The organism is Actibacterium sp. D185-2, from assembly GCF_054954595.1.
Genome location: NZ_JBPWNX010000001.1, coordinates 150,071 through 171,508, shown reverse-complemented (window position 1 = coordinate 171,508; position 21,438 = coordinate 150,071). Strand labels below are relative to the sequence as shown.

General features: G+C 64.2%; 21 protein-coding genes. 8 read left to right on the top strand and 13 right to left on the bottom strand.

Annotated elements, in window-relative coordinates:
* Nucleotides 1-10 precede the first annotated feature (10 nt).
* Together rho and ACSR1C_RS00915 are read right to left on the bottom strand one after the other, a co-directional pair.
* Nucleotides 11-1,279: a transcription termination factor Rho gene (gene rho, locus ACSR1C_RS00920; RefSeq protein ID WP_460257918.1), complete on the bottom strand. Its 1,269-nt coding sequence runs from the start codon at nucleotides 1,277-1,279 to the stop codon at nucleotides 11-13.
* A gap of 141 nt (nucleotides 1,280-1,420) precedes the next feature.
* Nucleotides 1,421-1,870, bottom strand: coding sequence for a CopD family protein (locus tag ACSR1C_RS00915; RefSeq protein WP_460257444.1), 450 nt, complete (start codon nucleotides 1,868-1,870; stop codon nucleotides 1,421-1,423).
* 428 nt (nucleotides 1,871-2,298) lie between these two features.
* Between ACSR1C_RS00915 and ACSR1C_RS00910 the strand changes: the two genes are divergently transcribed.
* From ACSR1C_RS00910 to dnaQ, 4 genes are read left to right on the top strand one after another with little or no spacing between them, the layout of a single operon-like run.
* Nucleotides 2,299-2,898, top strand: coding sequence for a Maf family protein (locus tag ACSR1C_RS00910; protein WP_460257443.1), 600 nt, complete (start codon nucleotides 2,299-2,301; stop codon nucleotides 2,896-2,898).
* Nucleotides 2,895-3,728 carry a shikimate dehydrogenase gene (locus ACSR1C_RS00905; protein ID WP_460257442.1) on the top strand — a complete coding sequence of 278 codons (834 nt, stop codon included), beginning with the start codon at nucleotides 2,895-2,897 and terminating at the stop codon, nucleotides 3,726-3,728. Before ACSR1C_RS00910 ends, ACSR1C_RS00905 begins: the two co-directional genes overlap by 4 nt.
* A complete protein-coding gene (coaE, locus tag ACSR1C_RS00900) occupies nucleotides 3,725-4,330 on the top strand; it encodes a dephospho-CoA kinase (protein ID WP_460257441.1) in 606 nt (201 codons plus the stop codon). Before ACSR1C_RS00905 ends, coaE begins: the two co-directional genes overlap by 4 nt.
* The gene (gene dnaQ, locus ACSR1C_RS00895) at nucleotides 4,323-5,018 is read left to right on the top strand and encodes a DNA polymerase III subunit epsilon (protein ID WP_460257440.1); all 696 of its coding nucleotides are present in this window, start codon (nucleotides 4,323-4,325) and stop codon (nucleotides 5,016-5,018) included. The genes coaE and dnaQ overlap by 8 nt, the downstream gene beginning before the upstream one ends.
* Nucleotides 5,019-5,021: 3 nt before the next feature.
* Here the strand turns inward: dnaQ and secB are convergent, their stop codons facing one another.
* Both secB and ACSR1C_RS00885 read right to left on the bottom strand, forming a co-directional pair.
* Entirely contained in the window at nucleotides 5,022-5,522 is a 501-nt protein-coding gene (gene secB / locus ACSR1C_RS00890) for a protein-export chaperone SecB (protein ID WP_460257439.1), read from the bottom strand.
* A gap of 61 nt (nucleotides 5,523-5,583) precedes the next feature.
* Entirely contained in the window at nucleotides 5,584-6,063 is a 480-nt protein-coding gene (locus ACSR1C_RS00885; protein WP_460257438.1) for an FxsA family protein, read from the bottom strand.
* A 106-nt stretch (nucleotides 6,064-6,169) separates the two neighbouring features.
* On the opposite strand from ACSR1C_RS00885, the gene ACSR1C_RS00880 reads away from it, so the two are divergent.
* The 3 genes from ACSR1C_RS00880 to ACSR1C_RS00870 are packed head-to-tail and all read left to right on the top strand — an operon-like array spanning nucleotide 6,170 to nucleotide 8,468.
* The gene (locus tag ACSR1C_RS00880) at nucleotides 6,170-6,838 is read left to right on the top strand and encodes a Tim44/TimA family putative adaptor protein (RefSeq protein WP_460257437.1); all 669 of its coding nucleotides are present in this window, start codon (nucleotides 6,170-6,172) and stop codon (nucleotides 6,836-6,838) included.
* Nucleotides 6,835-7,869: a murein transglycosylase A gene (gene mltA, locus ACSR1C_RS00875; RefSeq protein WP_460257436.1), complete on the top strand. Its 1,035-nt coding sequence runs from the start codon at nucleotides 6,835-6,837 to the stop codon at nucleotides 7,867-7,869. Before ACSR1C_RS00880 ends, mltA begins: the two co-directional genes overlap by 4 nt.
* A 2-nt stretch (nucleotides 7,870-7,871) precedes the next feature.
* Nucleotides 7,872-8,468: a Smr/MutS family protein gene (locus ACSR1C_RS00870; protein ID WP_460257435.1), complete on the top strand. Its 597-nt coding sequence runs from the start codon at nucleotides 7,872-7,874 to the stop codon at nucleotides 8,466-8,468.
* Between the two features lie 7 nt (nucleotides 8,469-8,475).
* Here ACSR1C_RS00870 and ACSR1C_RS00865 read toward each other — a convergent pair whose 3' ends face one another.
* The 3 genes from ACSR1C_RS00865 to hslV form a co-directional block, all read right to left on the bottom strand.
* Nucleotides 8,476-9,576 carry an alpha/beta hydrolase gene (locus ACSR1C_RS00865; RefSeq protein WP_460257434.1) on the bottom strand — a complete coding sequence of 367 codons (1,101 nt, stop codon included), beginning with the start codon at nucleotides 9,574-9,576 and terminating at the stop codon, nucleotides 8,476-8,478.
* A gap of 67 nt (nucleotides 9,577-9,643) precedes the next feature.
* Nucleotides 9,644-10,951, bottom strand: coding sequence for an ATP-dependent protease ATPase subunit HslU (gene hslU, locus ACSR1C_RS00860; protein ID WP_460257433.1), 1,308 nt, complete (start codon nucleotides 10,949-10,951; stop codon nucleotides 9,644-9,646).
* Nucleotides 10,948-11,505 (bottom strand): ATP-dependent protease subunit HslV, encoded by a 558-nt coding sequence (hslV, locus tag ACSR1C_RS00855; RefSeq protein WP_460257432.1) that lies wholly within the window; start codon nucleotides 11,503-11,505, stop codon nucleotides 10,948-10,950. Before hslV ends, hslU begins: the two co-directional genes overlap by 4 nt.
* A 97-nt stretch (nucleotides 11,506-11,602) precedes the next feature.
* Here hslV and ACSR1C_RS00850 point away from each other — a divergent pair, with 97 nt between their 5' ends.
* Nucleotides 11,603-12,514, top strand: coding sequence for a hypothetical protein (locus ACSR1C_RS00850; protein WP_460257431.1), 912 nt, complete (start codon nucleotides 11,603-11,605; stop codon nucleotides 12,512-12,514).
* Between the two features lie 57 nt (nucleotides 12,515-12,571).
* Here ACSR1C_RS00850 and trxA read toward each other — a convergent pair whose 3' ends face one another.
* The 6 genes from trxA to tsaE all read right to left on the bottom strand — a co-directional run bounded on the left by trxA (nucleotide 12,572) and on the right by tsaE (nucleotide 21,438).
* Complete coding sequence (trxA, locus tag ACSR1C_RS00845; RefSeq protein ID WP_460257430.1) at nucleotides 12,572-12,892, bottom strand: thioredoxin; 321 nt, start codon at nucleotides 12,890-12,892, stop codon at nucleotides 12,572-12,574.
* A gap of 62 nt (nucleotides 12,893-12,954) precedes the next feature.
* Entirely contained in the window at nucleotides 12,955-16,329 is a 3,375-nt protein-coding gene (gene addA / locus ACSR1C_RS00840) for a double-strand break repair helicase AddA (protein WP_460257429.1), read from the bottom strand.
* Nucleotides 16,326-19,262, bottom strand: a complete 2,937-nt coding sequence (gene addB / locus ACSR1C_RS00835; protein ID WP_460257917.1) for a double-strand break repair protein AddB — start codon at nucleotides 19,260-19,262, stop codon at nucleotides 16,326-16,328. Before addB ends, addA begins: the two co-directional genes overlap by 4 nt.
* The gene (locus ACSR1C_RS00830) at nucleotides 19,255-19,953 is read right to left on the bottom strand and encodes a nucleotidyltransferase family protein (protein ID WP_460257428.1); all 699 of its coding nucleotides are present in this window, start codon (nucleotides 19,951-19,953) and stop codon (nucleotides 19,255-19,257) included. The genes addB and ACSR1C_RS00830 overlap by 8 nt, the downstream gene beginning before the upstream one ends.
* Entirely contained in the window at nucleotides 19,929-20,957 is a 1,029-nt protein-coding gene (locus ACSR1C_RS00825) for an aminoglycoside phosphotransferase family protein (protein WP_460257427.1), read from the bottom strand. Before ACSR1C_RS00825 ends, ACSR1C_RS00830 begins: the two co-directional genes overlap by 25 nt.
* Nucleotides 20,950-21,438, bottom strand: coding sequence for a tRNA (adenosine(37)-N6)-threonylcarbamoyltransferase complex ATPase subunit type 1 TsaE (gene tsaE / locus ACSR1C_RS00820; RefSeq protein WP_460257426.1), 489 nt, complete (start codon nucleotides 21,436-21,438; stop codon nucleotides 20,950-20,952). Before tsaE ends, ACSR1C_RS00825 begins: the two co-directional genes overlap by 8 nt.

The window sequence follows — 21,438 nt, the reverse complement described above, 5'->3', positions numbered from 1 at the left end:
GGGTCGTCCGTCAGGTATTCATGGAATCGAAGAATTCCGCATTGGACTTGGTCTGCTTGAGTTTCGAGATCAGGAACTCGATCGCATCGGTGGTGCCCATCGGGTTCAGGATCCGGCGCAGCACAAAAGTCTTCTGCAGATCGAGCTTATCGACCAACAGTTCCTCTTTCCGGGTGCCGGATTTGAGGATGTCCATCGCCGGGAACACGCGCTTGTCGGCCACTTTGCGGTCCAGCACGATTTCCGAGTTACCCGTGCCTTTGAATTCTTCGAAGATCACCTCGTCCATCCGGCTGCCGGTGTCGATCAGCGCGGTGGCGATGATGGTCAGGCTGCCGCCCTCTTCGATATTCCGTGCCGCACCGAAGAACCGCTTGGGCCGTTGCAGCGCGTTCGCATCCACACCACCGGTCAGCACCTTACCCGAGGACGGCACCACGGTGTTGAAGGCGCGACCAAGTCTTGTGATCGAATCAAGAAGAATAACAACATCTCGCTTATGTTCGACCAAGCGCTTGGCTTTTTCGATTACCATCTCGGCCACGGCGACGTGACGGGTTGCCGGTTCGTCAAAGGTCGAGGAAATCACCTCTCCCTTCACGCTGCGCTGCATGTCGGTCACCTCTTCGGGGCGTTCGTCGATCAGCAGCACGATCAGATAACATTCCGGGTGGTTGGTCGCGATCGAATTGGCGATGTTCTGCAACAGAACGGTTTTACCGGTCCGCGGCGGCGCCACGATCAACCCACGCTGGCCTTTGCCGATCGGCGCGACCAGATCGATGATCCGGGCCGAGCGGTCCCTGATCGTCGGATCCTCGATTTCCATCTTCAGCCGCTCGTCGGGATAGAGCGGCGTCAGGTTGTCGAAGTTGATCTTGTGGCGGGCCTTTTCGGGATCCTCGAAATTGATCTGCGTGACCTTGGTGATGGCAAAGTAGCGCTCATTCTCACGCGGGGCCTGCATCACGCCTTCGACCGTGTCACCAGTGCGCAGGCTGTGCTGACGGATCATTTCGGGCGAAACATAAATATCATCCGGGCCGGGCAGGTAGTTCGCCTCGGGCGAACGCAGAAAGCCGAACCCGTCCTGCAACACCTCCAACACGCCGTCGCCCGAGATTTCCCAGCCCTCTTCCGCGCGCTCCTTGAGGATGGAGAACATCATGTCCCCCTTGCGCATGGTCGAGGCGTTCTCGATCTCCAGCTCTTCGGCCATATCCAGAAGATCCTTGGGCGTTTTCGCCTTGAGGTCGGACAGGTTCAGGGTTTCTTGGATTTCGTCTTGGGTCATGGGAAAACAAACTATGCTGAGACCCTGCGCAAAGGCGTCATCGGGTCGGACTTGGAATGGGAAATCGCGGGCAGGACTGCCCTTTGGCCGCTCACATAAGGGCTGGCGCGTGCCGAGTCAACAAAATCAGAACTTCACGATCACCGAAATGACGATGACCAGCATCAGAAGCGTCGGCAACTCGTTCATCATTCGATAGGTTTTTCCGGCCAGACTGTTCTTGCCCGTCACAAAATCCTTGCGCCGGAGGCCGAGCCAGTGGTGAAACCACGTCATTGCCAGAACAGAAATCCCCTTGGTGTAGGGCCAGACGGCCGACCAGTCAACGATGCCCGGCGTAAAGATCAGCATCAGCCCGAACAGCCAGACCGCGATCATCGACGGGTTCATGATGTAGCGATACAGCTTCAGCTCCATCGTCTGGAACAGCGCGTCGGTGTCCGTTCCGGTTTCTACCCGCTCTGCGTGATAGACGAACAGACGCGGCAGATAGAACAACCCCGCCATCCAGGTCAGCACGGCAATCACATGCAGGGCTTTCGTCCATGGATAAAACCCTGCCAGAAAATCAGCCATGCTTTGCGTCCTTGTTTAACTCTCTCGGCCCGGCCTTCTTAAAATAATATAAGAAGAAAAGAAAAGATGATGTATTTGTAGGGGGTGGGGATAGTGGGGATTATTTGAGTGTCCTCAGAAAAACCCACAGGACATGCTGTATGTGCATAAATCGTTGATAAAATGGAAAATCATTATGGAGATTAATAATAGTTGTTTATTTTCAATAGGTTGAATTGATGTAAGCGTTAATTCGCTTGTGGATAAATGGCTGAACGATACCGCCTGTTGACGCTTATCCCGGCTTTGCGTTTTTCGATATCCCCACGGGACGAACCGGGTGTATCGCTTGACAAAATTGCCCGATATTATGGAAACCAGCGCAAATGCCACTTTTACCCAGAGGCGCCGCACGGGTTCTTCTGAGGCTCATCCACAGGTTCATCAACATGGCCGATCCCGTTATCCTCGCGTCGTCCTCGGATATTCGTCAGAAATTGCTGCGTCAGGCGGGTGTGCCATTCGAGGTGCTGCCAGCCAGAATTGACGAAGACATGATCCGCGCCGCGCTGGAGGCAGACGGGGCAACGCCGCGCGACGTGGCCGATGCGCTGGCCGAATTCAAAGCCCGCAAGATCAGCGAAAAGCGTCCCGAGGCCCAGGTGATCGGCTGCGATCAGGTGCTGGAACTGCAAGGCGCGGTTCTGGCCAAGCCCCGCGACATGTCCGATGCCCGCGCCCAGCTTGGGGCCTTGCGGGCAACGCATCACAAGCTGCTGTCGGCGGTCGTGATCTATGAGGCGGGCAAGCCGGTCTGGCGGCATGTGGGCCAGGTTCGCCTGACGATGCGGCCTTTTTCCGACACCTATATGGAAGAATACCTGACCCGCAATTGGGACAGTGTGAAGCATTCCGTCGGGTGCTATAAATTGGAAGAAGAAGGGGTGCGCCTCTTTTCCCGCGTCGAAGGAGATTACTTTACCGTGCTGGGCCTTCCCCTTTTGGAACTGCTGTCCTACCTGACCACGAACGGAACAGTGCAGGCATGAGCAATCGAATCCCCCTGGCCGGTGTCATCGGATCCCCCGTCGCGCATTCCAAATCGCCGCGGCTGCATAATTACTGGCTCCGGAAATACGGCATACCAGGTCACTACGTGCCGATGGATATCGCCCGCGACGATCTGAAAGACGCGCTGCACATGCTGCCGAAGCTTGGCTTTGTCGGTGTGAATGTGACGATCCCGCATAAGGAAACCGTGCTGGGCCTGGCCGATCTGGTCAGCGACCGCGCGGCGCTGATCGGGGCGGCCAACACGTTGATCTTCCGCAAGGATGGCAAGATTCACGCCGACAATACCGACGGCTATGGTTTCATCGAAAACATTCGCCAGGGTGCGCCGGACTGGGCGCCAGCATCGGGCCCCGCCGCGGTGTTCGGTGCCGGCGGTGCCGCGCGGGCGGTGATCGCGTCGCTGGCCGAGGTCGGCGTGACCGAAATCCGGCTGTCGAACCGCACCAAGGCGCGGGCCGATGCGTTGCGGGCCGAATTTGGTCCGAAAATCACCGTCTATGATTGGGTTCAGGCCGGAAACATGGTCGAAGGTGCGGCAACGGTGGTCAACACCACGTCGCTGGGGATGGTCGGCAAGCCGGAATTCCGGGTGCCACTGGATGGCTTGTCGCCGGGCGCCGTGGTGACTGATCTGGTTTATACGCCCCTGCGCACCCGCCTGCTGATCGAGGCCGAAGAGGCCGGCTGCACGATTGTCGACGGCCTTGGCATGTTGCTGCATCAGGCCGCGCCGGGGTTCGAGCGCTGGTTCGGCCTGCGCCCCGAGGTGGACGAAAAAACCCGCGCCATCGTTCTGGGCGCATGACCGGGCGCCCGTTTCTTCTGGGGCTTACCGGCTCGATCGGGATGGGAAAATCCACGACCGCCGCCATGTTTGCCACGGCTGGCCTGCCGGTGTGGGATGCCGATGCCGCCGTGCACCGGCTGTATGCCCAGGGCGGTGCCGCGGTGCCCCTGATGGCAAAGCTGTACCCGCCCGCGGTGATTGGCGGCGCGGTCAGCCGCGATGCGCTGAAGCGCTGGATCGCGCAGGATCCGACCGCCCTGCGCCGGATCGAACAGTTGATCCACCCGCTGGTGGCGCAGGACCGGGCCGATTTCATCGCGGATCACGCGGGCGATGACATTGTGGTTCTGGATATTCCGCTGTTGTTCGAAACCGGCGCGCAGGATCAGATGGACGCCACCCTTGTGGTCACCGCCCCGCCCGAGGTTCAGCGCGCCCGCGTGCTGGCGCGCGGCACGATGACCGAGGCGCAATTCGAGACTATTCTTGCCAAACAGGTGCCGGATGCGGAAAAACGCGCCCGCGCGGATTACGTGATCGAAACGCTGACCCTTGAAGGCGCGCGCGCTGCGGTCCAGTTTGTGATCGAGGATATAAGAAAGGTCCTGGCAGATGCGTGAGATCGTTCTGGATACAGAAACCACCGGCTTTGACCCTGAAACCGGCGACCGGATTGTCGAAATCGGCGCGGTCGAACTGTGGAACCACCTGCCCACCGGCAAGACCTATCACCAATATATCAACCCCGAACGGATGATGCCGAAAGAGGCGTTCGAGGTGCACGGGCTGGGCGACGAGTTTTTGCGCGACAAGCCGGTCTTTCGGCAGATCGGTCAGGCATTTCTGGATTTCGTCGGCGACGCCAAGCTGGTGATCCACAACGCCGCCTTCGATATGAAATTCCTGAATGCCGAACTGGGCTGGATCAAGCTGCCGAGCCTGCCTTGGGAGCAGGCAATCGACACGCTGGCAATCGCGCGGCAGCGGTTTCCCGGCTCGCCTGCGTCGCTGGATGCGCTGTGCCGCCGGTTCAACATCGACAATTCATCGCGGACGCTGCATGGCGCGCTGCTCGATTCCGAAATTCTGGCAGAGGTGTATCTGGAGCTGGTGGGCGGCCGTCAGCCCGATTTCGCCCTCAGCACCCGAAATTCGGATCGGTCAGGTACCGGCGATGCGCAACGTGAATGGCGCCCCAAACCGCGCAGCACCCCCCTGCCCGCGCGCCTGACCGGGGAAGAGGCCGCCGCCCATGCCGCCTTTGTCGACAGTCTGGGCGATGGCGCGGTTTGGAAAAAGCTGGGCTAAGGCTCAGTTGGTGGGCTGCGATGCCTTCTGGGCCTCAAGCCGGCGCTGGGCCTCATTACGATAGATCGCAAGGAAATCAACGGTTTCCAGGTTCAGCGGCGGGAAGCCACCGTCGCGGGTCACGTCGCTGACGATGCGGCGCACGAAGGGGAACAGCATCCGTGGGCATTCGATCAAAAGGAACGGATGCAGCTGATCCTCGGGCACGTTTTCCACATGGAAGATCCCGGCATATTCCAGCTCCATCAGGAAAAGCGGGGCTTTGTCGCCCTTGTTGGTCGAGCGCACGGTGAATTTGCTGATCACCTCGTATTGGTGATCGGCCTGGCGTTTTTTGGCGTCCAGCGCCACCTGCACCTGAATTTCGGGGGCAACCTCGCCGGTTACGCCCTTTTGCATCAGGTAATTCTCGAACGACATGTCCCGGATATACTGACCCAGAACATTCATCTTCACCTGCGCGGGCTGCGCCGGTGCGGCGCCGTTTTCGGCAGTTTCGCTCATCGTTTGCTCCTGAAACGGGGTATGAATTTGGCAGCGTGCTTAACAGGAACGCCGATGCGCCTCAATGCCGGGTCCAACCCGATGGCCCGCTATTGGCGGGCTTTTCGCCATTCAGTTCTTCGAATTCGCCCTCGATCACATCGCCGCCGGGCCGGGCCGGGCCGCGATGCGGCGCGGCGGTGGTGAAACTTTGGACCCGAACGCGCGACCGCAGCCAGCGATAGGCCAGGGCGCGAAACGGTGGAAACAACAGCAAAAACCCGGTGACATCGGTGAAAAACCCCGGTGTCAGCAACAGCGCACCGGCCAGAAGGATCATCGCGCCATGGGCCAGCGGTTCGGTCGGATCGCTGAGTTCATTGAACGAATTGCGGATCTGTCCCATGGCAACGGCACCCTGCGCCCGCATCAAAGATGTGCCCAGAATTGCGGTGATCACGACGATGGCCAGGGTCGGCCACAGCCCGATCAGACCGCCAACCTGAACGAACAGGGCAATCTCAATCAGCGGAACCGCCAGGAACAGTGCAAAAAGCCACATGACAAGCCTCTCTCTCTTGGGGTCGCTGGTGGACTTGATCGACCCCGTGCCTTACATATGTGCGATGTAGCACTGTTACCAACCCCCGGCACAAGACGAGGTTTTTATGAGCTCTGCCATTATTCAGCTTCTGGTTCTGGCCGGCGTCGCTGTTTTTCTGATTCTGCGGCTGCGGTCCGTGCTGGGTACGCGCGAGGGTTTTGAGAAACCGCGCGTCCCGACCCAAGTCGGGGCCGAAGGCACCGGTTCGGTGCGCCGCGACTTTGAGGTGATCGAAGGCGGCGTCGATGCCGACATCACCGATCATGTGCCGGACGGCTCGGATGCGGCCAAGGCGCTGGCGTCGATGAAGCTGACCGAGCCGGGGTTCAACGTGGGCGAGTTTCTGGCCGGCGCGCGCGGTGCGTATGAAATGATCCTGATGGCTTATGAGCAGGGCGACATCGCGCAGGTGCGCCCGTTCCTGTCGGATGACGTCTATCAAAGCTTCGCCTCGGGCATTGCGATGCGCGAAGAACAAGGCCTGACCATCGACGCGAACTTTATTGGCGTGCGCGAACTGGTGCTGCAGGATGCACGCTTTTCGCGCGATAGCAACGAGGGCGAGCTGGTCATCAAATTCGTGGGCGAGCTGACCTCGGTCGTGCGCGATCAGGCCGGCGCCATCGTCGAGGGTAGCCCGAACGAAATCAAGCGCCAGCGCGATATCTGGACCTTCGCCAGGATCATGGGGTCGAATGACCCCAACTGGCAACTGGTGGCCACGGGGGAATGATCCGTGGCTTGCGGGCTGTCGCCGCTGCGGCGGTACTGACCGTGAGCGGCGCGGCCCCCGGCATGGCGACCACCGCCGAGATTTTGCGCTTTGACGATCTGGAAGGCTGGGCCGCGGACGATCACGACGCGGCCCTTTCCGTTTTCATGCAGACCTGCCCCGACCTGGACGGGCCGGACTGGCGCGCGCTGTGCGCCCTGGCGCATGACCGGCCCAACGCCCGCATGTTTTTCGAGCTGTTCTTTCGCCCCGTCCTGATCGGCGGTGCGGCCCCTGCCCTGTTCACCGGCTATTTCGAACCCGAGCTGAACGGCGCGCGCAACCCGGATGCGCGATTCCGCTATCCGCTATACAGCAAGCCGCCCGAACTGGCGCCGGGCGAAAAGTGGTATAGTCGCCAAGAGATAGAGGATCTGGGCCTGCTGCGCGACCGCGGGTTGGAGCTTGCCTGGGTCGATGATCCGGTCGATGTCTTCTTTTTACAGATTCAGGGGTCGGGCCGGGTCCGGCTGCGGGATGGCACCGCGTTGCGGGTCGGCTATGGTGGCGCGAACGGGCATGAATACCGCTCGATCGGGACAGAGCTGGTCCGGCGCGGCATCTATCAGGCGCATCAGGTTTCGGCACAGGTGATCGGCAACTGGGTCAAACGCAACCCGGCCGAGGGGCGCGCGCTGTTGCAGCATAACCCGTCCTATGTGTTTTTCCGCAAAATCGGCAATGTTCCGGCGCATCAGGGCCCCTTGGGCGCGATGAATCGTTCGATCACCACGATGCGCACCGTTGCGGTCGACCCGGCATTCACGCCGCTGGGCGCACCGGTCTGGATCGAAAAGGGTGGCAAGGGTCCGCTTCGCCGGCTGATGGTGGCGCAGGATACCGGCTCGGCCATCAAGGGGCCGCAACGTGCCGATATCTTCTTTGGCACCGGCGCTGCGGCCGGGCGCGCCGCAGGCCATGTGCGTGACCCGGGCCGGATTATCGTGCTGTTGCCGATCGAGCAGGCGCTGTCCCTGGTGCCGGGGGGCTAGCCATGTCACGCCGCCCGCCCAGGGGTCTGAGCCCCGAAGAGCGCTCGCTTTGGCAAAAGGTCACGGATTCGGTCGTACCACTGCACCCCGAGCAGCCCAGAAAGACCTGCGATCTGCCCGACGCCCCCGCGCCCAGGCCCCATGCGCGCCCGCCGCTGACCCGGTTCCAGGTCGGGCAGCGATCCGCCCTGCCTGCCCCGCCGCATGATTTCGCCCCCGACCCGGCAGAGCGGCTGGCCCATGCCCCGGTCAGGATGGACCGAAAGAATTTCGACCGGATGAAGCGGGGCAAGTTGAAGCCCGAGGCGCGGATCGATTTGCACGGAATGACGCTGGCGCAGGCCCATCCGGCGCTGAGTGCCTTTATCCTTCAGGCCCATACCGCGCAAAAGCGGCTGGTTCTGGTCATCACCGGTAAGGGGCGCGACGGTCAGCAGGACGGGCCGATCCCGGTCCGCCGGGGCATTCTGAAACATCAGGTACCGCAATGGCTGGCCAGCCCGCCGCTGGGCGCACTGGTGTTGCAGGTCACGCCCGCGCATCAAAAACACGGCGGTGGTGGCGCCTATTACGTCTATCTGCGCCGGCCGCGCGGGTGAACGCCGGTCAATAGGGGCTGATTGGCGACAGGATGATTTCGGTCGCGTCCTGCAGCGTCAGGATCGTGCCCGATACAAGCCCGGTCCGCCCCGACGTGTCACCGCTGATCAGCGCATTGATGTCAGGCAATCCCGACAGAAGGTTGATCAGTGCCGGCGACGTGCCGATGGTGAAATGCCCCAGATCGGAAATCTTGGAAAATTCGGTGACGTTGAAGATGGTCACGTCCAGATCCGCGACCTGTTCGATCGAACTGACATTGCCAAGCCGGTTTCGCTCGCCGGTCAGACGTGCCGACAGGGCCAGCGCCCCGTCGCGGTTGGAAATGAAGATGATAAAGGGTTCAGGCAGCTTGCCGATGCGACGGACCTGCGACCGGAAGACCTGAACATCAATATCGGGCGACAGCAGTACCACCGCATCCACCGAACGATGCAGCAGCGCGGGCGACCGGATTGCCATTTGCCGCATGGCCTCCATGCTCAGCAACGCGCCCATGGAATGACCCATGAGTATGACGGATTCGGCCCCGGCGGCGTTCACTTCCGCGATTAGTTGTTCCAGCCCGTCGCGCGCGAACAGGGCACTGTCGCGATCATAGGCATAGGCGACAGGATTGGCCCGGGACGGCCAGGAATAGTGCACCACCACGCCGTCGATGTTGAAATCATGCGCCAGTTGCGCGGTGCGGAACGCGCCTTCGGCAAAGTTGGTGTTGAACCCGTGAACAAAGATCAGCACTTCGCGCGATCCGCGCGGCTTGTCGCGCAAGACAGTGGAAAGCTGGGACCGGAATTCGCCGGAACTGCTGTAAAGCGCGGTTTCGGTGGTGACGAATTTTTTCTCGGGGTCGGGCGTGGTGGCGGCCACCTCCATCCGGCCGACGACATGCTCGGGCGGTACCGAGATGTCGATCCGGCCAAAGAGCGGGGCGTAGGACCGCCTTATGCCAAGTTTTTCGGGGCGGTCGGCGTCGCGGGTCGTGGAAAAGAAGATGCGGTGGACTGTCCCGATCTCTTCGGCCTGCGGTTCCAGCACGACACCGGGGCGCGGCGTGCAGGCGGCAAGGGCGAAAACCGCCAGAAGAAGGGCTCGGACCTGATACATGACTGTGCGCGCTTAATTTCGGTCCCTCAACCCATACGCATTTCCGCGATCGGGTGCCAGCGTGCCGTTAGAGCACATACCGGCTCATATCCGCCGATTTCATCAGCGCGCCCAGATTGGCATCCACGAAACCCGCATCGACCGTGACAACATCGCCGGAACGGTCGGGCGCGGTAAAGCTGAGCTCTTCGAACACCCGCTCCATCACTGTATAAAGCCGCCGGGCGCCGATATTTTCCACGCTCTGGTTCACCTGCGCCGCGATCCGTGCCAGCGCGGCGATGCCATCATCGGTAAAGCTGACGCTGACCTGCTCGGTCGCCATCAGGGCGGTATATTGCAAGGTCAGAGCGTTGTCGGTTTCGGTCAGGATACGCACGAAGTCTTCTTCGGTCAGCGCCCGCAGCTCGACCCGGATCGGCAGTCGGCCCTGAAGCTCGGGCAACAGATCGGACGGTTTGGCGATGTGGAACGCGCCGCTGGCGATGAACAGGATATGGTCGGTCTTGACCGGGCCGAATTTGGTCGACACCGTCGTGCCCTCGATCAGCGGCAGCAGGTCGCGCTGCACCCCTTCGCGGCTGACATCGGCGCCGCGTGCATCCGACCGGGCGCAGACCTTGTCGATTTCATCCAGAAACACGATGCCGTTTTCCTGCACCGCTTCCAGCGCCGCGCGGTTCACGGTTTCGTCGTCCAGAATCTTGTCGGCCTCTTCACCGATCAGCAACTCATAGCTGTCGGAAACGCTCATCCGCCGCTTCACGGTGCGCCCGCCGAAGGCTTTGCCGAAAATGTCGCCCAAGTTCATCATGCCCATGCTCTGACCCGGCTGACCGGGGATGTCGAACATCGGCATGGGGCTGGCGGTATCGGCGACCTCCAGCTCGATCATGGTATCGTCCAGCTCGCCGCGTTTCAGCTTACCGCGGAACATTTCGCGTGTCTGTTCGCGGGCGTCCTTGCCGGCGATGGCCTCGATCACGCGTTCCTCGGCGGCGCTGTGTGCGGCGGCTTTTACATCCTCGCGCATATGCTCGCGGGTCTGGGCGATGGCGGTGTCCACCAGATCGCGGATGATCTGTTCCACATCGCGGCCGACATAGCCGACCTCGGTGAATTTCGTCGCTTCGACCTTGATGAACGGCGCGCGGGCGAGTTTCGCCAGGCGGCGGCTGATCTCGGTCTTGCCGACGCCGGTGGGGCCGATCATCAGGATGTTCTTGGGGTAAACCTCGTCGCGCAGATCCTCGCCCAACTGCTTGCGCCGCCAGCGATTGCGCAGGGCCACGGCCACGGCGCGCTTGGCGTCGGCCTGTCCGATGATGAACCGGTCAAGTTCGGATACGATTTCGCGGGGGGTCAGGTCGGTCATTTGGAAATCTTCTCCACCGTCAGGTTTCCGTTGGTATAGACGCAGATATCGGCGGCGATCGCCATCGCCTTGCGCGCGATTTCCTCGCCGCTCAGACCGGTTTCCATCAGCCCGCGCGCGGCGGCCAGGGCGAAATTCCCGCCCGAGCCGATGGCGGCCACGTCATGTTCGGGTTCCAGCACATCGCCCGCGCCGGTGATCACATAAATATCGGCCCCGTCGCTGACGATCAGCATCGCCTCCAGCTTTTGCAGATACTTGTCGGTGCGCCAGTCCTTGGCCAGCTCGACCGCGGCGCGTTGCAACTGGCCCGGCGTGGCCTCCAGCTTGGCCTCCAGCCGTTCCAGCAGGGTAAAGGCATCGGCAGTCGATCCGGCAAACCCCGCCACCACGTCATAGCCGCCGGGCGACAGGCGGCGCACCTTGCGCGCGGTGCCCTTGATCACGGTCTGGCCCAGGCTGACCTGCCCGTCGCCCGCGATCACCACCTCGCCGCCACGTCTGACGCCCAGAATCGTGGTGCCGTGCCAGCCGGGAAAATCGCTTTGTGCCATGGGGGCCTCCTTTGTCTTCGGCTTATATGGCCATGGCTGCCGGGGCAGACAACCCGTTTCGCTTGCCGGTCGGTCGGTGCGGCCCTACCCTGCCCCGATGACGAAGGTGAAAACGGTCGGGATCTATCTGGAGGACGGGCTGCGCGACAATGCGGTGGCCGGGCGTCACAATTTCCTGAACCGGGTCAGTGCGGCGCTGGCATCATGCGGGGTCGCGGTGGACTATCGCCCCAACACCGAGACCGGGCGCCTGACATCGGCACATCAGCCCGGCCACGCCCTGTTTCACATGAAGGACCCGTTTCACGATCGCGCGCTCAGCTTTCGCCGGGCCTATTTCTATCCGTTCTGGACGATCGAGCCGACCGCGCGCCGGTGGGACTTTCGCAGTGCCCGAACCCGGTTCAACCCCGACCGCATCGACCCGGAACAGGCGCGCCGCTTTGTCAGCCGTCACCGGGACCGGCTGTTCGCCGGGGCCGCGCCGGGCGATGACGGGTTCATTTATGTGCCCCTGCAAGGGATCCTGACCCGCCAACGCAGTTTCCAAAGCTGCAGCCCGCTGGAAATGATCGCGCAGACCGCGCAGTACTTTCCCGACCGCCCCGTTATCGCCACGCTGCACCCCGGTGAAACCTATACGTCGCAGGACCACGCCGCGTTGGCCGATCTTCAAACCGCCCATCCAAACCTGAAGCTTCGTACCGGCGGGATGCGGGCGCTTTTGCCCCGTTGCCACATGGTGGTCACGCAGAATTCCGCCGTGGCATTTTCGGGATACTTCTTTGAAAAGCCCGCCGTGCTGTTCGGCCGGATCGACTTTCACCATATCGCGGCCAATGTCGGGCAGCTTGGCGCGGATCAGGCGTTTGACATGGCCGGGCAGATGCGCCCGGAATACGCGCGCTATCTGTTCTGGTTTCTGCAGCGGATGGCGATCAACGCGGGCCGCCCGGATGCCGAGGAAAAGATTCTGCGCGCCTTGCGGCGGGGCGGCTGGGATCTGTGATATCAAGAAAAGAAAAAGGGGCGCCGAAGCGCCCCGAATTCACGGTGTTGCACCTGCTCAGATCGACTCTTCGATCCAGCCTTTCAGCGCGGCCTTGGGTGCGGCGCCAATCTTGTTGGACACCACTTCGCCACCCTTGAACAGGAACAGCGCGGGGATGCCGCGCACGCCCATCTGGGCCGGGCTGTTGGGATTTTCGTCAACGTTGATCTTCACGATCTTGACCTTGCCGTCCATCTCTTCGGACAGCTCTTCCAGCGCGGGGCCGATCTGTTTGCACGGGCCGCACCATTCGGCCCAGAAATCCACGACCACCGGCAGATCGGCGGCCTTTACTTCTTCGTCGAACGTGGCGTCGGTAACGGGGACGGTTGCCATGATGGGTCTCCTTGGCATGTCATGAGAGTTGACAGGAAACCTATGGAGGGGGCCCCGCCGCGTCAAGATGTGGTCGCCCGCGACAGCGCCTGTGCAACGAGTTGTGATGGCAGCGGCATCAACTGCGCGGTGCGTGTCCACAGGATCGCAGTTTCGATGGCGCGGCCGGGATAGATTTCCGCCAGCGCCGCGGCATAGGCGCCCATCTGCCGCAACAGCCCGTCGGGCACGTCGGCGGCATCTGCGGGCACCTGCGCGTTGGATTTGTAGTCGACGGCCAGCACCCGGTCGGGCGTGACGATCAGCCGGTCGATTGCGCCGTTCATCGGCGCCCCGCCCAAAACCGGCAGGCGCGCGGTGATATCCACCTCGGTCAACGCGTCGGGGCCGAACAGATCGGTCAGCGCCGGTGCGGTCAGAACAGTCTCTGTTTCAGCCAAAAGCGCCGCGATTTCGGTGCCATCCGGTGCTGCGTCGCCGCCGGCCAACAGATCGTGCGCCAGCGCGGGCCAGACGGCGCGATCCAGCCCCGGCAGGTGTTCCAGCAGCAGATGCAGGCGCGTGCCGCGCAGCTTGGCGGCCTCTTCGGTCAGGCCCGCAGCCTCGCCCGCCAGCACCTTTGCCCCGCCCAGATCCGAGGGCGACAGCGGCGCGGGCGGCTTGACCGGCGCGGGCGCACGCACCCTGGCCCAGGCGGGCAGATCGGGTTTGTGCACCTCCGTCTCGGGCGGGGCGATCAGCGCGCCGGCCTGCCAGTCGCCGGTTTCACAGCGCAGCCCGCCGCCAAAGCCGAAATCGTGGCGCACAGCCTCTGTGCGCTGAAGCCCCTGCTCGATCTTTTGATACCAACTGTCGCCCTTGCCCAGATCGCCCGCCGCGCAGGTGATCAGCCATTGCTCGGCCCGGGTCATGGCGACGTAAAGCAGGCGCTGGCGCTCTTCCTCCTGCCGGGCGATCAGACCGGCGCGGGCGGCGGTCAGCACCTCGGGGCTATCGCCGGTCGCGGTCTTCCACAGCGGTGTCCCGTCGGGGCCGATCAGCAGCTCGTCATTGATGCGGATGTCGCGCTTGCCAGTATCGGGCAGGATCACGACCGGCGCCTCCAGCCCTTTGGCGCCATGCACCGTCATCACCCGGATCCGGTCGCCCGCACTGTCCATCTGGCGTTTGATTTCCACCTCGTCGCTTTGCAGCCAGGTCAGGAAACCGGTCAGGCTGGGCACCTCCATCCGCTCATAGGCCAGCGCCTGCGACAGCAGCGCGTCGATGCCATCCTCGGCCTCTTCGCCCAGCCGCGCGATCAGGCGGCGGCGGCCGTCATGGCGGGTCAGGATACGTTCGATCAGGTCATAGGGGCGCAGAAAATCGGCGTCATTGCGCAGGGCGTCAAGGGTCAGAAACGTCTCTGTATAACCCTCTTTTCGCTTTCGCAGGCTTTCCCACAGATATTTCTGCGCCCGCCCGGCGGCCAGATCGTAAAGCGCGCCCTCGTCCCAGCCAAACAGCGGCGACCGCAACGCCGCAGCCAGCGAAAGGCTGTCTTCGGGTGTGGCGAGAAAGGCCAGAAGCGCGGTCAGATCCTTGACCGCCAGTTCGCCCCCGACCTTCAGCCGGTCGGCCCCGGCAATCGGCAGGCCGGCGGCTTTGCAGGCCCGGATGATTTCGTGAAACAGGGCCGACCGGCGCTGGACCAGAATCAGGAAATCCCCGGCCCGCACCGCCCGGCGTTTGCCCGGCCCGGCCCACAGGGTTTCGCCCGCGTCGATCATGCGCCGGATTTCACCCGCGATGCGGTGGGCCAGCCGCACCATGTGATGCTCGGGTGCCAGCATATCGACCGGGTCGGACCAATCCGGGGTTTCGGGATCGTCGGATTTTTCGACCACGGGCCATAAATCGACCCGCCCCGGCATGTCCTGACGAAAGGCGTGGTGCCGCACCTCGTCGCCCAGCCCGCGCCGGGCCTCTTCGTGGAAGGTGTTGTCGACCGTGCGCAGGATCGCATCCGAAGAGCGAAAGGAATATTCCAGCAATAGCTGTTGTAGCGCGTTCGACGCATCCTTCAGCCGCGCGTCGAAATGTGCGCGCATCCGGTCGAACCCGTCGGGATCGGCGCCCTGAAACGAATAGATCGACTGTTTCTTGTCGCCCACCACGAAAATCGTGCGCTCGACCCCGGCGCGTGCGCCCTGGCCTGCGGTGAATTCCCGGCTGAGCAGGTCGATCACCTGCCATTGCACCGGGCTGGTATCCTGTGCCTCGTCCACCAGAATATGGTCGATCCCGCCATCAAGCCGGTAAAGCACCCATTCCGCCACGCCCGGATCGGTCAGCAGATCGCGCGCCTTGAGGATCAGATCGTCGAAATCGAGCCAACCGTGCTGCAATTTGCGTGCGGCATAGTTCGGCAAAAAGGCTACGGCGAAGCGGTGCAGTGCCAGCGTTTTCTGCGCGGCCGTCAGGGCAGTGCGGGTTTTGCGCGCGGTTTCCACCCGGCCCATCAGATCCTCGAGCGCGGGCAGCGTATCGGCCAGCGCGGCGCGCGTGTCCTTGGTCGGGAAAGAGCCTATCTTGGCCGAAAACGGTTCTTTCGCGGTGGTGCCGGTCAAAAAGACACCTTCCAGAACCTCCAGGTCCGCCAGCCCCGGCGCGGTCAGATCAAGCGGTGCAAGCCTGTCGGCGGCTTTCGCATCGGTGGCCTTGCCCGCGCGCAGGACGGGCAGCAGCCGGGCCAGCAGATCACCCTCGCCACCCAGAAACACCGTGCCCAGCAAATCGGCCTGTTCGAACCCGTCGGGCAGGTCGAACGCGGCCCAAATTGCCGCCGGATCGGCCCGCTGCGGCAGGGCGGCGCGGTGCTTGGCGATTTCTTCGGTCAGTTTGCCCAGATCGTCGCCGGTGAACCAGCGCGCGATGCCGTCGAACGCCGCGGGCGCGGGGCCGTCGGCCAGCTCTTCCAATATCTCTTCGCGCAGGCGCTTGGCGGTGCGGTCGTCCATTTCGACGAATTGCGGCGAAACGCCCGCCTCCAGCGGAAACCGGCGCAACAGCGAGGCGCAGAAACTGTGGATCGTCTGAATCTTCAGCCCGCCGGGGGTTTCGATCGCGCGGGCGAAAAGCTGCCGCGCGCGGCGCAGGGTCGCGTCGTCCGGTCCCTGCTCCAGCCCAAGCTGCATCAGCTTGTCATGCAGTGCGCGTTGATCCAGCATCGCCCATTCACCCAGACGGCGGAACAGCCGGTTCTGCATCTCGCTGGCGGCGGCCTTGGTGTAGGTCAGGCACAGGATATGCTGCGGCAGCACGCCATCCAGCAGCAGCCGCGCCACCCGGTCGGTCAACACCCGCGTCTTGCCGGACCCCGCATTGGCCGACAGCCAGGTGGACCGCCCCGGATCGGCGGCCTTCACCTGCCGTTCTGTCGCCGCGTCGCGCCTCATCCGCCCACCTCCTGCGGTTGGGCGGGTTGGCTTTCGTCCCATTCGCCATAGCGCGACAGGTGGTCGTAATCGGTCACCACGTCGCGGCTGAAAATCGCCCGCCGGGCCATGTAGCCGCGCGGACGCTGGCGGTATTTGTCGATCAGTTCCTCCAGCCCCAGCAGAGTCTGGGCTGCCGTGTCTTCGTCAAGCGCGTGGGCCTCGGCCTTTGGCTTGGGGCCAAGGCCGATATAGGCGACATGGTCGACCTGTTCGGGATCCAGACCGTCGAACCCGCCGCGCTCGGCCATGGCGGCCTCCAGCAACAGCTGCTTGTCGTATTGCGTCATCTGCTTGGGCGTGGGCGGCGTGCCGGTCTTGTAGTCATAGATCACGAGCCCGCCCACGTTCAGCCGATCGATCCGGTCGGCCTCTCCGGTCAGCAAAAACCCGTTTTGCAGTGTAACAGAGCCTTTTCGTTCCAGCGCAATCCAGTGGCCGGCTGCGTGTCGCGCGGCCTCGTCCTGCAAGAAGCTGTCGGCCACCCGTGCCAGGCGGGCGCGCCACATGCGGCGCGCGGCGGGCCAGGGGGCATGTTCCGCAAAGACCTGATCGGCGATGGTCAGAAGATCGGATTTCGCCTGTGCGGGGTCGGGGCTGACGCCGGCCCTGACGAACCGTTCCATCACCAGATGCAGGATCGTGCCGCGCAGCGGGGCGTCGGGTTCCTGTCGTAGCGGATCCAGCCGGCGCAGGCCAAGGATGAATTCAGCATAGATCGCATAAGGATCGCGGATCAGGGTCTGGATGCGGGTGACCGACAGGCGGCCGGGCCGGGCGGCAACCGGCGGGCAGGGCGCGGGGCGCGGGGCCGGATCATCGCGTTGCGTGGGCAGCTCCAGCGCGGCGCCAAGCGCCAGCCAGTGCGCGCCGCGCGCGCGCATCGCGTCCAACGCCGCCTTGCCGCCCTGTGCTTCCAGCCCGTTCAGCAGGTTCGTCAGGCGGTTCAGCCAGCGCGATGGCACGGTTTCGGCCTCGGCATCGCGGATGGCGCGCGACACGATCACCTCGCGCGCGGCGATGGCCTGTTGGAAGTCGTGCGCGGCCAGCCCGATCCGCCGTTCGGGCAGCAACAGGCCCGCAGTCTTGCGCATCTCGCGGTTCAGCCAGGGGTCGGGGGCGGGCAGCTCGGGCCAGATGCCTTCGTTCAGCCCGCCCAGGATCACCAGATCGGCCCCCTGAACGCGTGCCTCCAGCGTGCCCCAGATCATGATGCCGGGATGCGGGCTGAGGGGGTCGTGCACCTCATGCCGGTTCAGCACGGCGCGGAACAGATCACCGTAATCGCGCGGCGACAGGGTGCCGCCATGGGGGGCCTCGGCGATCAGGGCGTCCATGGCCTTGCGCGCCTCGGTTCCGGCGGGTTTGAGCCACAACTCACCGCTGCCGATGCCCAATGGCCCGCCGGCCAGCGCCTCGGCCAGCGCATGGTGCGCGGCGACATGGTCCGTCAGGGGGCGGTGGCCGGTCGTGGCCAACCCGTCCAGCAGCCCGGCCAGCCAGTTCGCCCAGGCCATCCGCCCGTCATCTGCCTTTTGCAGCCCGGCCCAGCGGATCAGATCGGCCCCAACCGGAAAGGGTGGGCCGTGGCGGCGGATATGCAGTTCCAGCTCGCGGGTCCAGAGCAGGTGCGCGCCGCGCTCGGGCGTAGAGGCCGCCAGCGGGTGCTTGAGCAGTGCCAACAGCGCCTCGGCCGTCAGTTTTTGCCCGAACAGGGCCGCAACATGGCGCAGGAATCGCCCCGGCGCGGACAGTTGCAGCGGCAGGCCGGCGCTGTCGTCGGGCTCGATTCCCCAATGGTCCAGCGCCGCCGTGACCTGCCGGGTCAGCATCCGGTCAGGGGTGATCAGCGCAGCGGCGGTGCCCTCTTCGGCGGCCTGGCGCAGACGCAGGGCGATGGCCAATGCCTCGGCCCGCGGCGACGGCGCCTCGATCAGGGTCATGGCTGCGGTCGCGGGGGCGATGTCGGTCAGGTTGCGGCCTTCGTCCAGCCATTGATCGGTAACCGGCGCAGGGCGCAGGGCAAGCGAAATCAGGCGGTTTCGGGCCGCATTCGGCATGTCCACCGCCGCGCGCCAGGGCCGGATGGCACTGGGTGGCACGTCCAGCATGTCGGCCAGGCGGCGAAAACGGAACTGCGGGTGATCCTCGGCCGTCAGCGCGTCGTCAAGGCAGGCCCAGGTGGCGGCGGGCATGTCGAAATCAAAGCCGGGCAGCAACACCGCGCCTTGCGGCAGCCGCGCGACGGCAGCCATGAACAGCGCGGTTGCCCCGCGCGATCCGGTCGACCCGGCAACGATCACCGGATGATCGGGCGGCACCAGCGCCCAGCGTTCGGCCAGACGTTCGGCCGCCAGCCTGTTGCGCGCCTCGGCATCCAGCCCGTCCTGCGCGCCGGGGCCGAAGAAGCGTTCGACAATCGTCAGAAAACTGCGGGTGCGTTGCCAATGCGCCGACAGATGCGACACATCCAGCCGGTGCAGGATGCCCGGGTCCACGCCTTCGCTTTGCATCTCGTCCATTAGCCCGGCCAGGCTGTCGGCCAGATCATACAGCGCGGCGCTGGGCGCAAGGTCGGGCTGGCGATCCAGCAGCCCGGCCACAAGCTGGGTCAGTTCCAGCCGCCGGCGCAGCGGCGGCACGGCGGCGGGCAGGGCGGCAAGCTGACCCAGATCGCCGACCAGCCGGATCCGGGGCAACAGCCGCGCGGGCCCGTCATTGAACAGCGTCACCAGACGGCGCTGCATCCGGCGGGTGTTGACGAAAATCTCGACCCGCGCCCAGGCTTCGGGCGGCTGGCCTGATAGTCTCTGTTCCAGCCCGATCAGCAGCTCTTTGGCAAAATCCGCCCCCGGCGGCAGGCCGAACAGGCGCGGGCCGTCGCCATCAAACATCCGCGGTGCCAAGCAGCATGTCCTCGGCCAGTTTGATGCTCTCGGGTCGGCCGACATCGCACCAGCCGCCGCGATGGACGATGCCGAAGATGCGTTCGTCCACCAGCATGGCGTCCCACAGCAGGTTCAGGGAAAATACCGTGTCCGGGATCGTGCGCAGCCCTTCGGTGCGGATGATCTGCGCCCCGGTATAGACATGGCCCGGCCCGCGCGTCAGGTGGTTGCGATCCTCGATCAGAAAGTCGCCCGGCCCGGTATGGCCGACGGCGCGGTCCCTGGGCACCAGCAGCAGCAGCGCGTCCATCCGGTCGTCGTCCCAGGCGGCGGCCAGTTGCGACAGCGGATTGGCGCCGGTCCAGACCGCATCGGTGTTCATCGTGAATACCGGCCCCTGGCCCAGATGCGGCAGCGCCTGACGCAGCCCGCCGCCGGTGTCCAGCAGATCGGGGGTTTCATGCGACAGGGTGATGCCGGGCCGGCCCGTCAGATGTGCTGCGATCTGATCGGCGTGATAATGGGTGTTGACCACGGTGCGCGTGATCCCGGCGCCCGCGACCTGATCCAGCGCGTGATCGATCAGCGGTTTTCCCGCGACCGTGATCAGCGGTTTCGGGCGCGCGGCGGTCAGCGTTCCCATGCGGGTGCCGAGACCGGCGGCGAACAGCATCAAAGCAGTTGGGCGGTTTTGCATCGGTCCTTGATCCTTTGCCGGATGTCGGGGCTGGGCGCGGGCAGGCAGGTATCGACCAGGGCTTTCAGCGGCGCAAGCGCCGGATGGCTGAGGTCGTGCTGCAAATGCGCCCAGACCCGTGGGATGAGATCTACATAATGGGGTTTGCCGTCACGAATGCAAAGCCGGGCGAACACGCCCAGAATGCGCAGGTTGCGCTGGGCGCCCAGCACGGCATAGGCGGCGCGGAACGCATCGCCCGGCAGGCCGGTGGCGGCAAGGTAGCGCGCCACCATTGCCTGTTGCAGGGCGGGCGGCACATCGCGGCGGGCATCTTCCAGCAGCGAGACCAGATCATAGGCCGGATGGCCCGCCAGCGCGTCCTGAAAATCCAGCAGCCCGACCCGCGCGATCCCGTCACGGTCGGGCAGCCACAGCAGGTTTTCGGCGTGATAGTCGCGCTGGATCAGCACTGGCGCATCTGCGGCGTAGGCGCGCAAAAGCGTCTCTGTTTCGGCCCGAAACGCCGCGCGCGCGACGGGGCTGGCGGGTTGATCCGCGCCGGGCAGGTACCAGTCGAACGGCAGCGCCGCCAGATCGGCCATCAGGGGCGGATCATAGGCGGCCAGCCCGGCGGGTGCGGGGTGGCGGTGCAGCGCGGCCAAAAGATCGGTGGCCGTGGCATAAAGCGTGTCCTCCAGCGCCGGGTGCCGGGGGATGACGCGGGCGAACAGATCGTCGCCCAGATCCTCGAGCAGCAGAAAACCGGCCTCTGTATCCTCGGCCAGAATTGCGGGCGCGGACAGGTCCAGCCCGCCCAGATGCCGCGCGATGCGGATGAAGGGGCGCACATCCTCGCCCTTGTCGGGGGGCGCGTCCATCAGCACGGCACTTGTGCCGCGGGCGGGATCGGTCAGCCGGTCATAGCGCCGGTTTGACGCATCCCCGGCCAGCACCCGCCGCTGGGCCGCGCCCCATCCGGCGCGGTCCAGAAAGGCGGCGGCAAGGGTGGCGCGGTCAGTCATCGGCTAGCTCTTTCAGAACGGTGGCCCAGCGTGGGCTGGTCGCGGTCAGGGTAACGGTGCGTTCGTCGTCGCCCCGGCCTTGTGCGAAGGCCAGGGTCAACGCGTCCGCCGGCACCAGATCGCCCAGCCGGTCGGGCCATTCGACAAGGCACAGCGCGGTGTCGAACGCATCGGCCAGACCCAGTTCCAGCACATCGTCGGGATGCAGCAGACGGTAAAGATCGGCGTGCCAGATTTCCAGCGGGCCGGCCTCGTAGGTCTGGACCAGCGTGAAGGTGGGCGAGGGCACATCTTCCAGTGCGTTGTGCCGGGCCAGCAGATGCTGAATCAGGCTGCGCGCGAAATGGGTCTTTCCGGCGCCGATCGGCCCGGCCAGCAACAGCACGTCGCCCGCGCCCAGATGCCCGGCGATACGTCGCGCCAGGGCGGCGGTTTCCTCGGCCGAGCAAAGAGAAAGCGAAAGCGGGGGCAGTGCGGACAT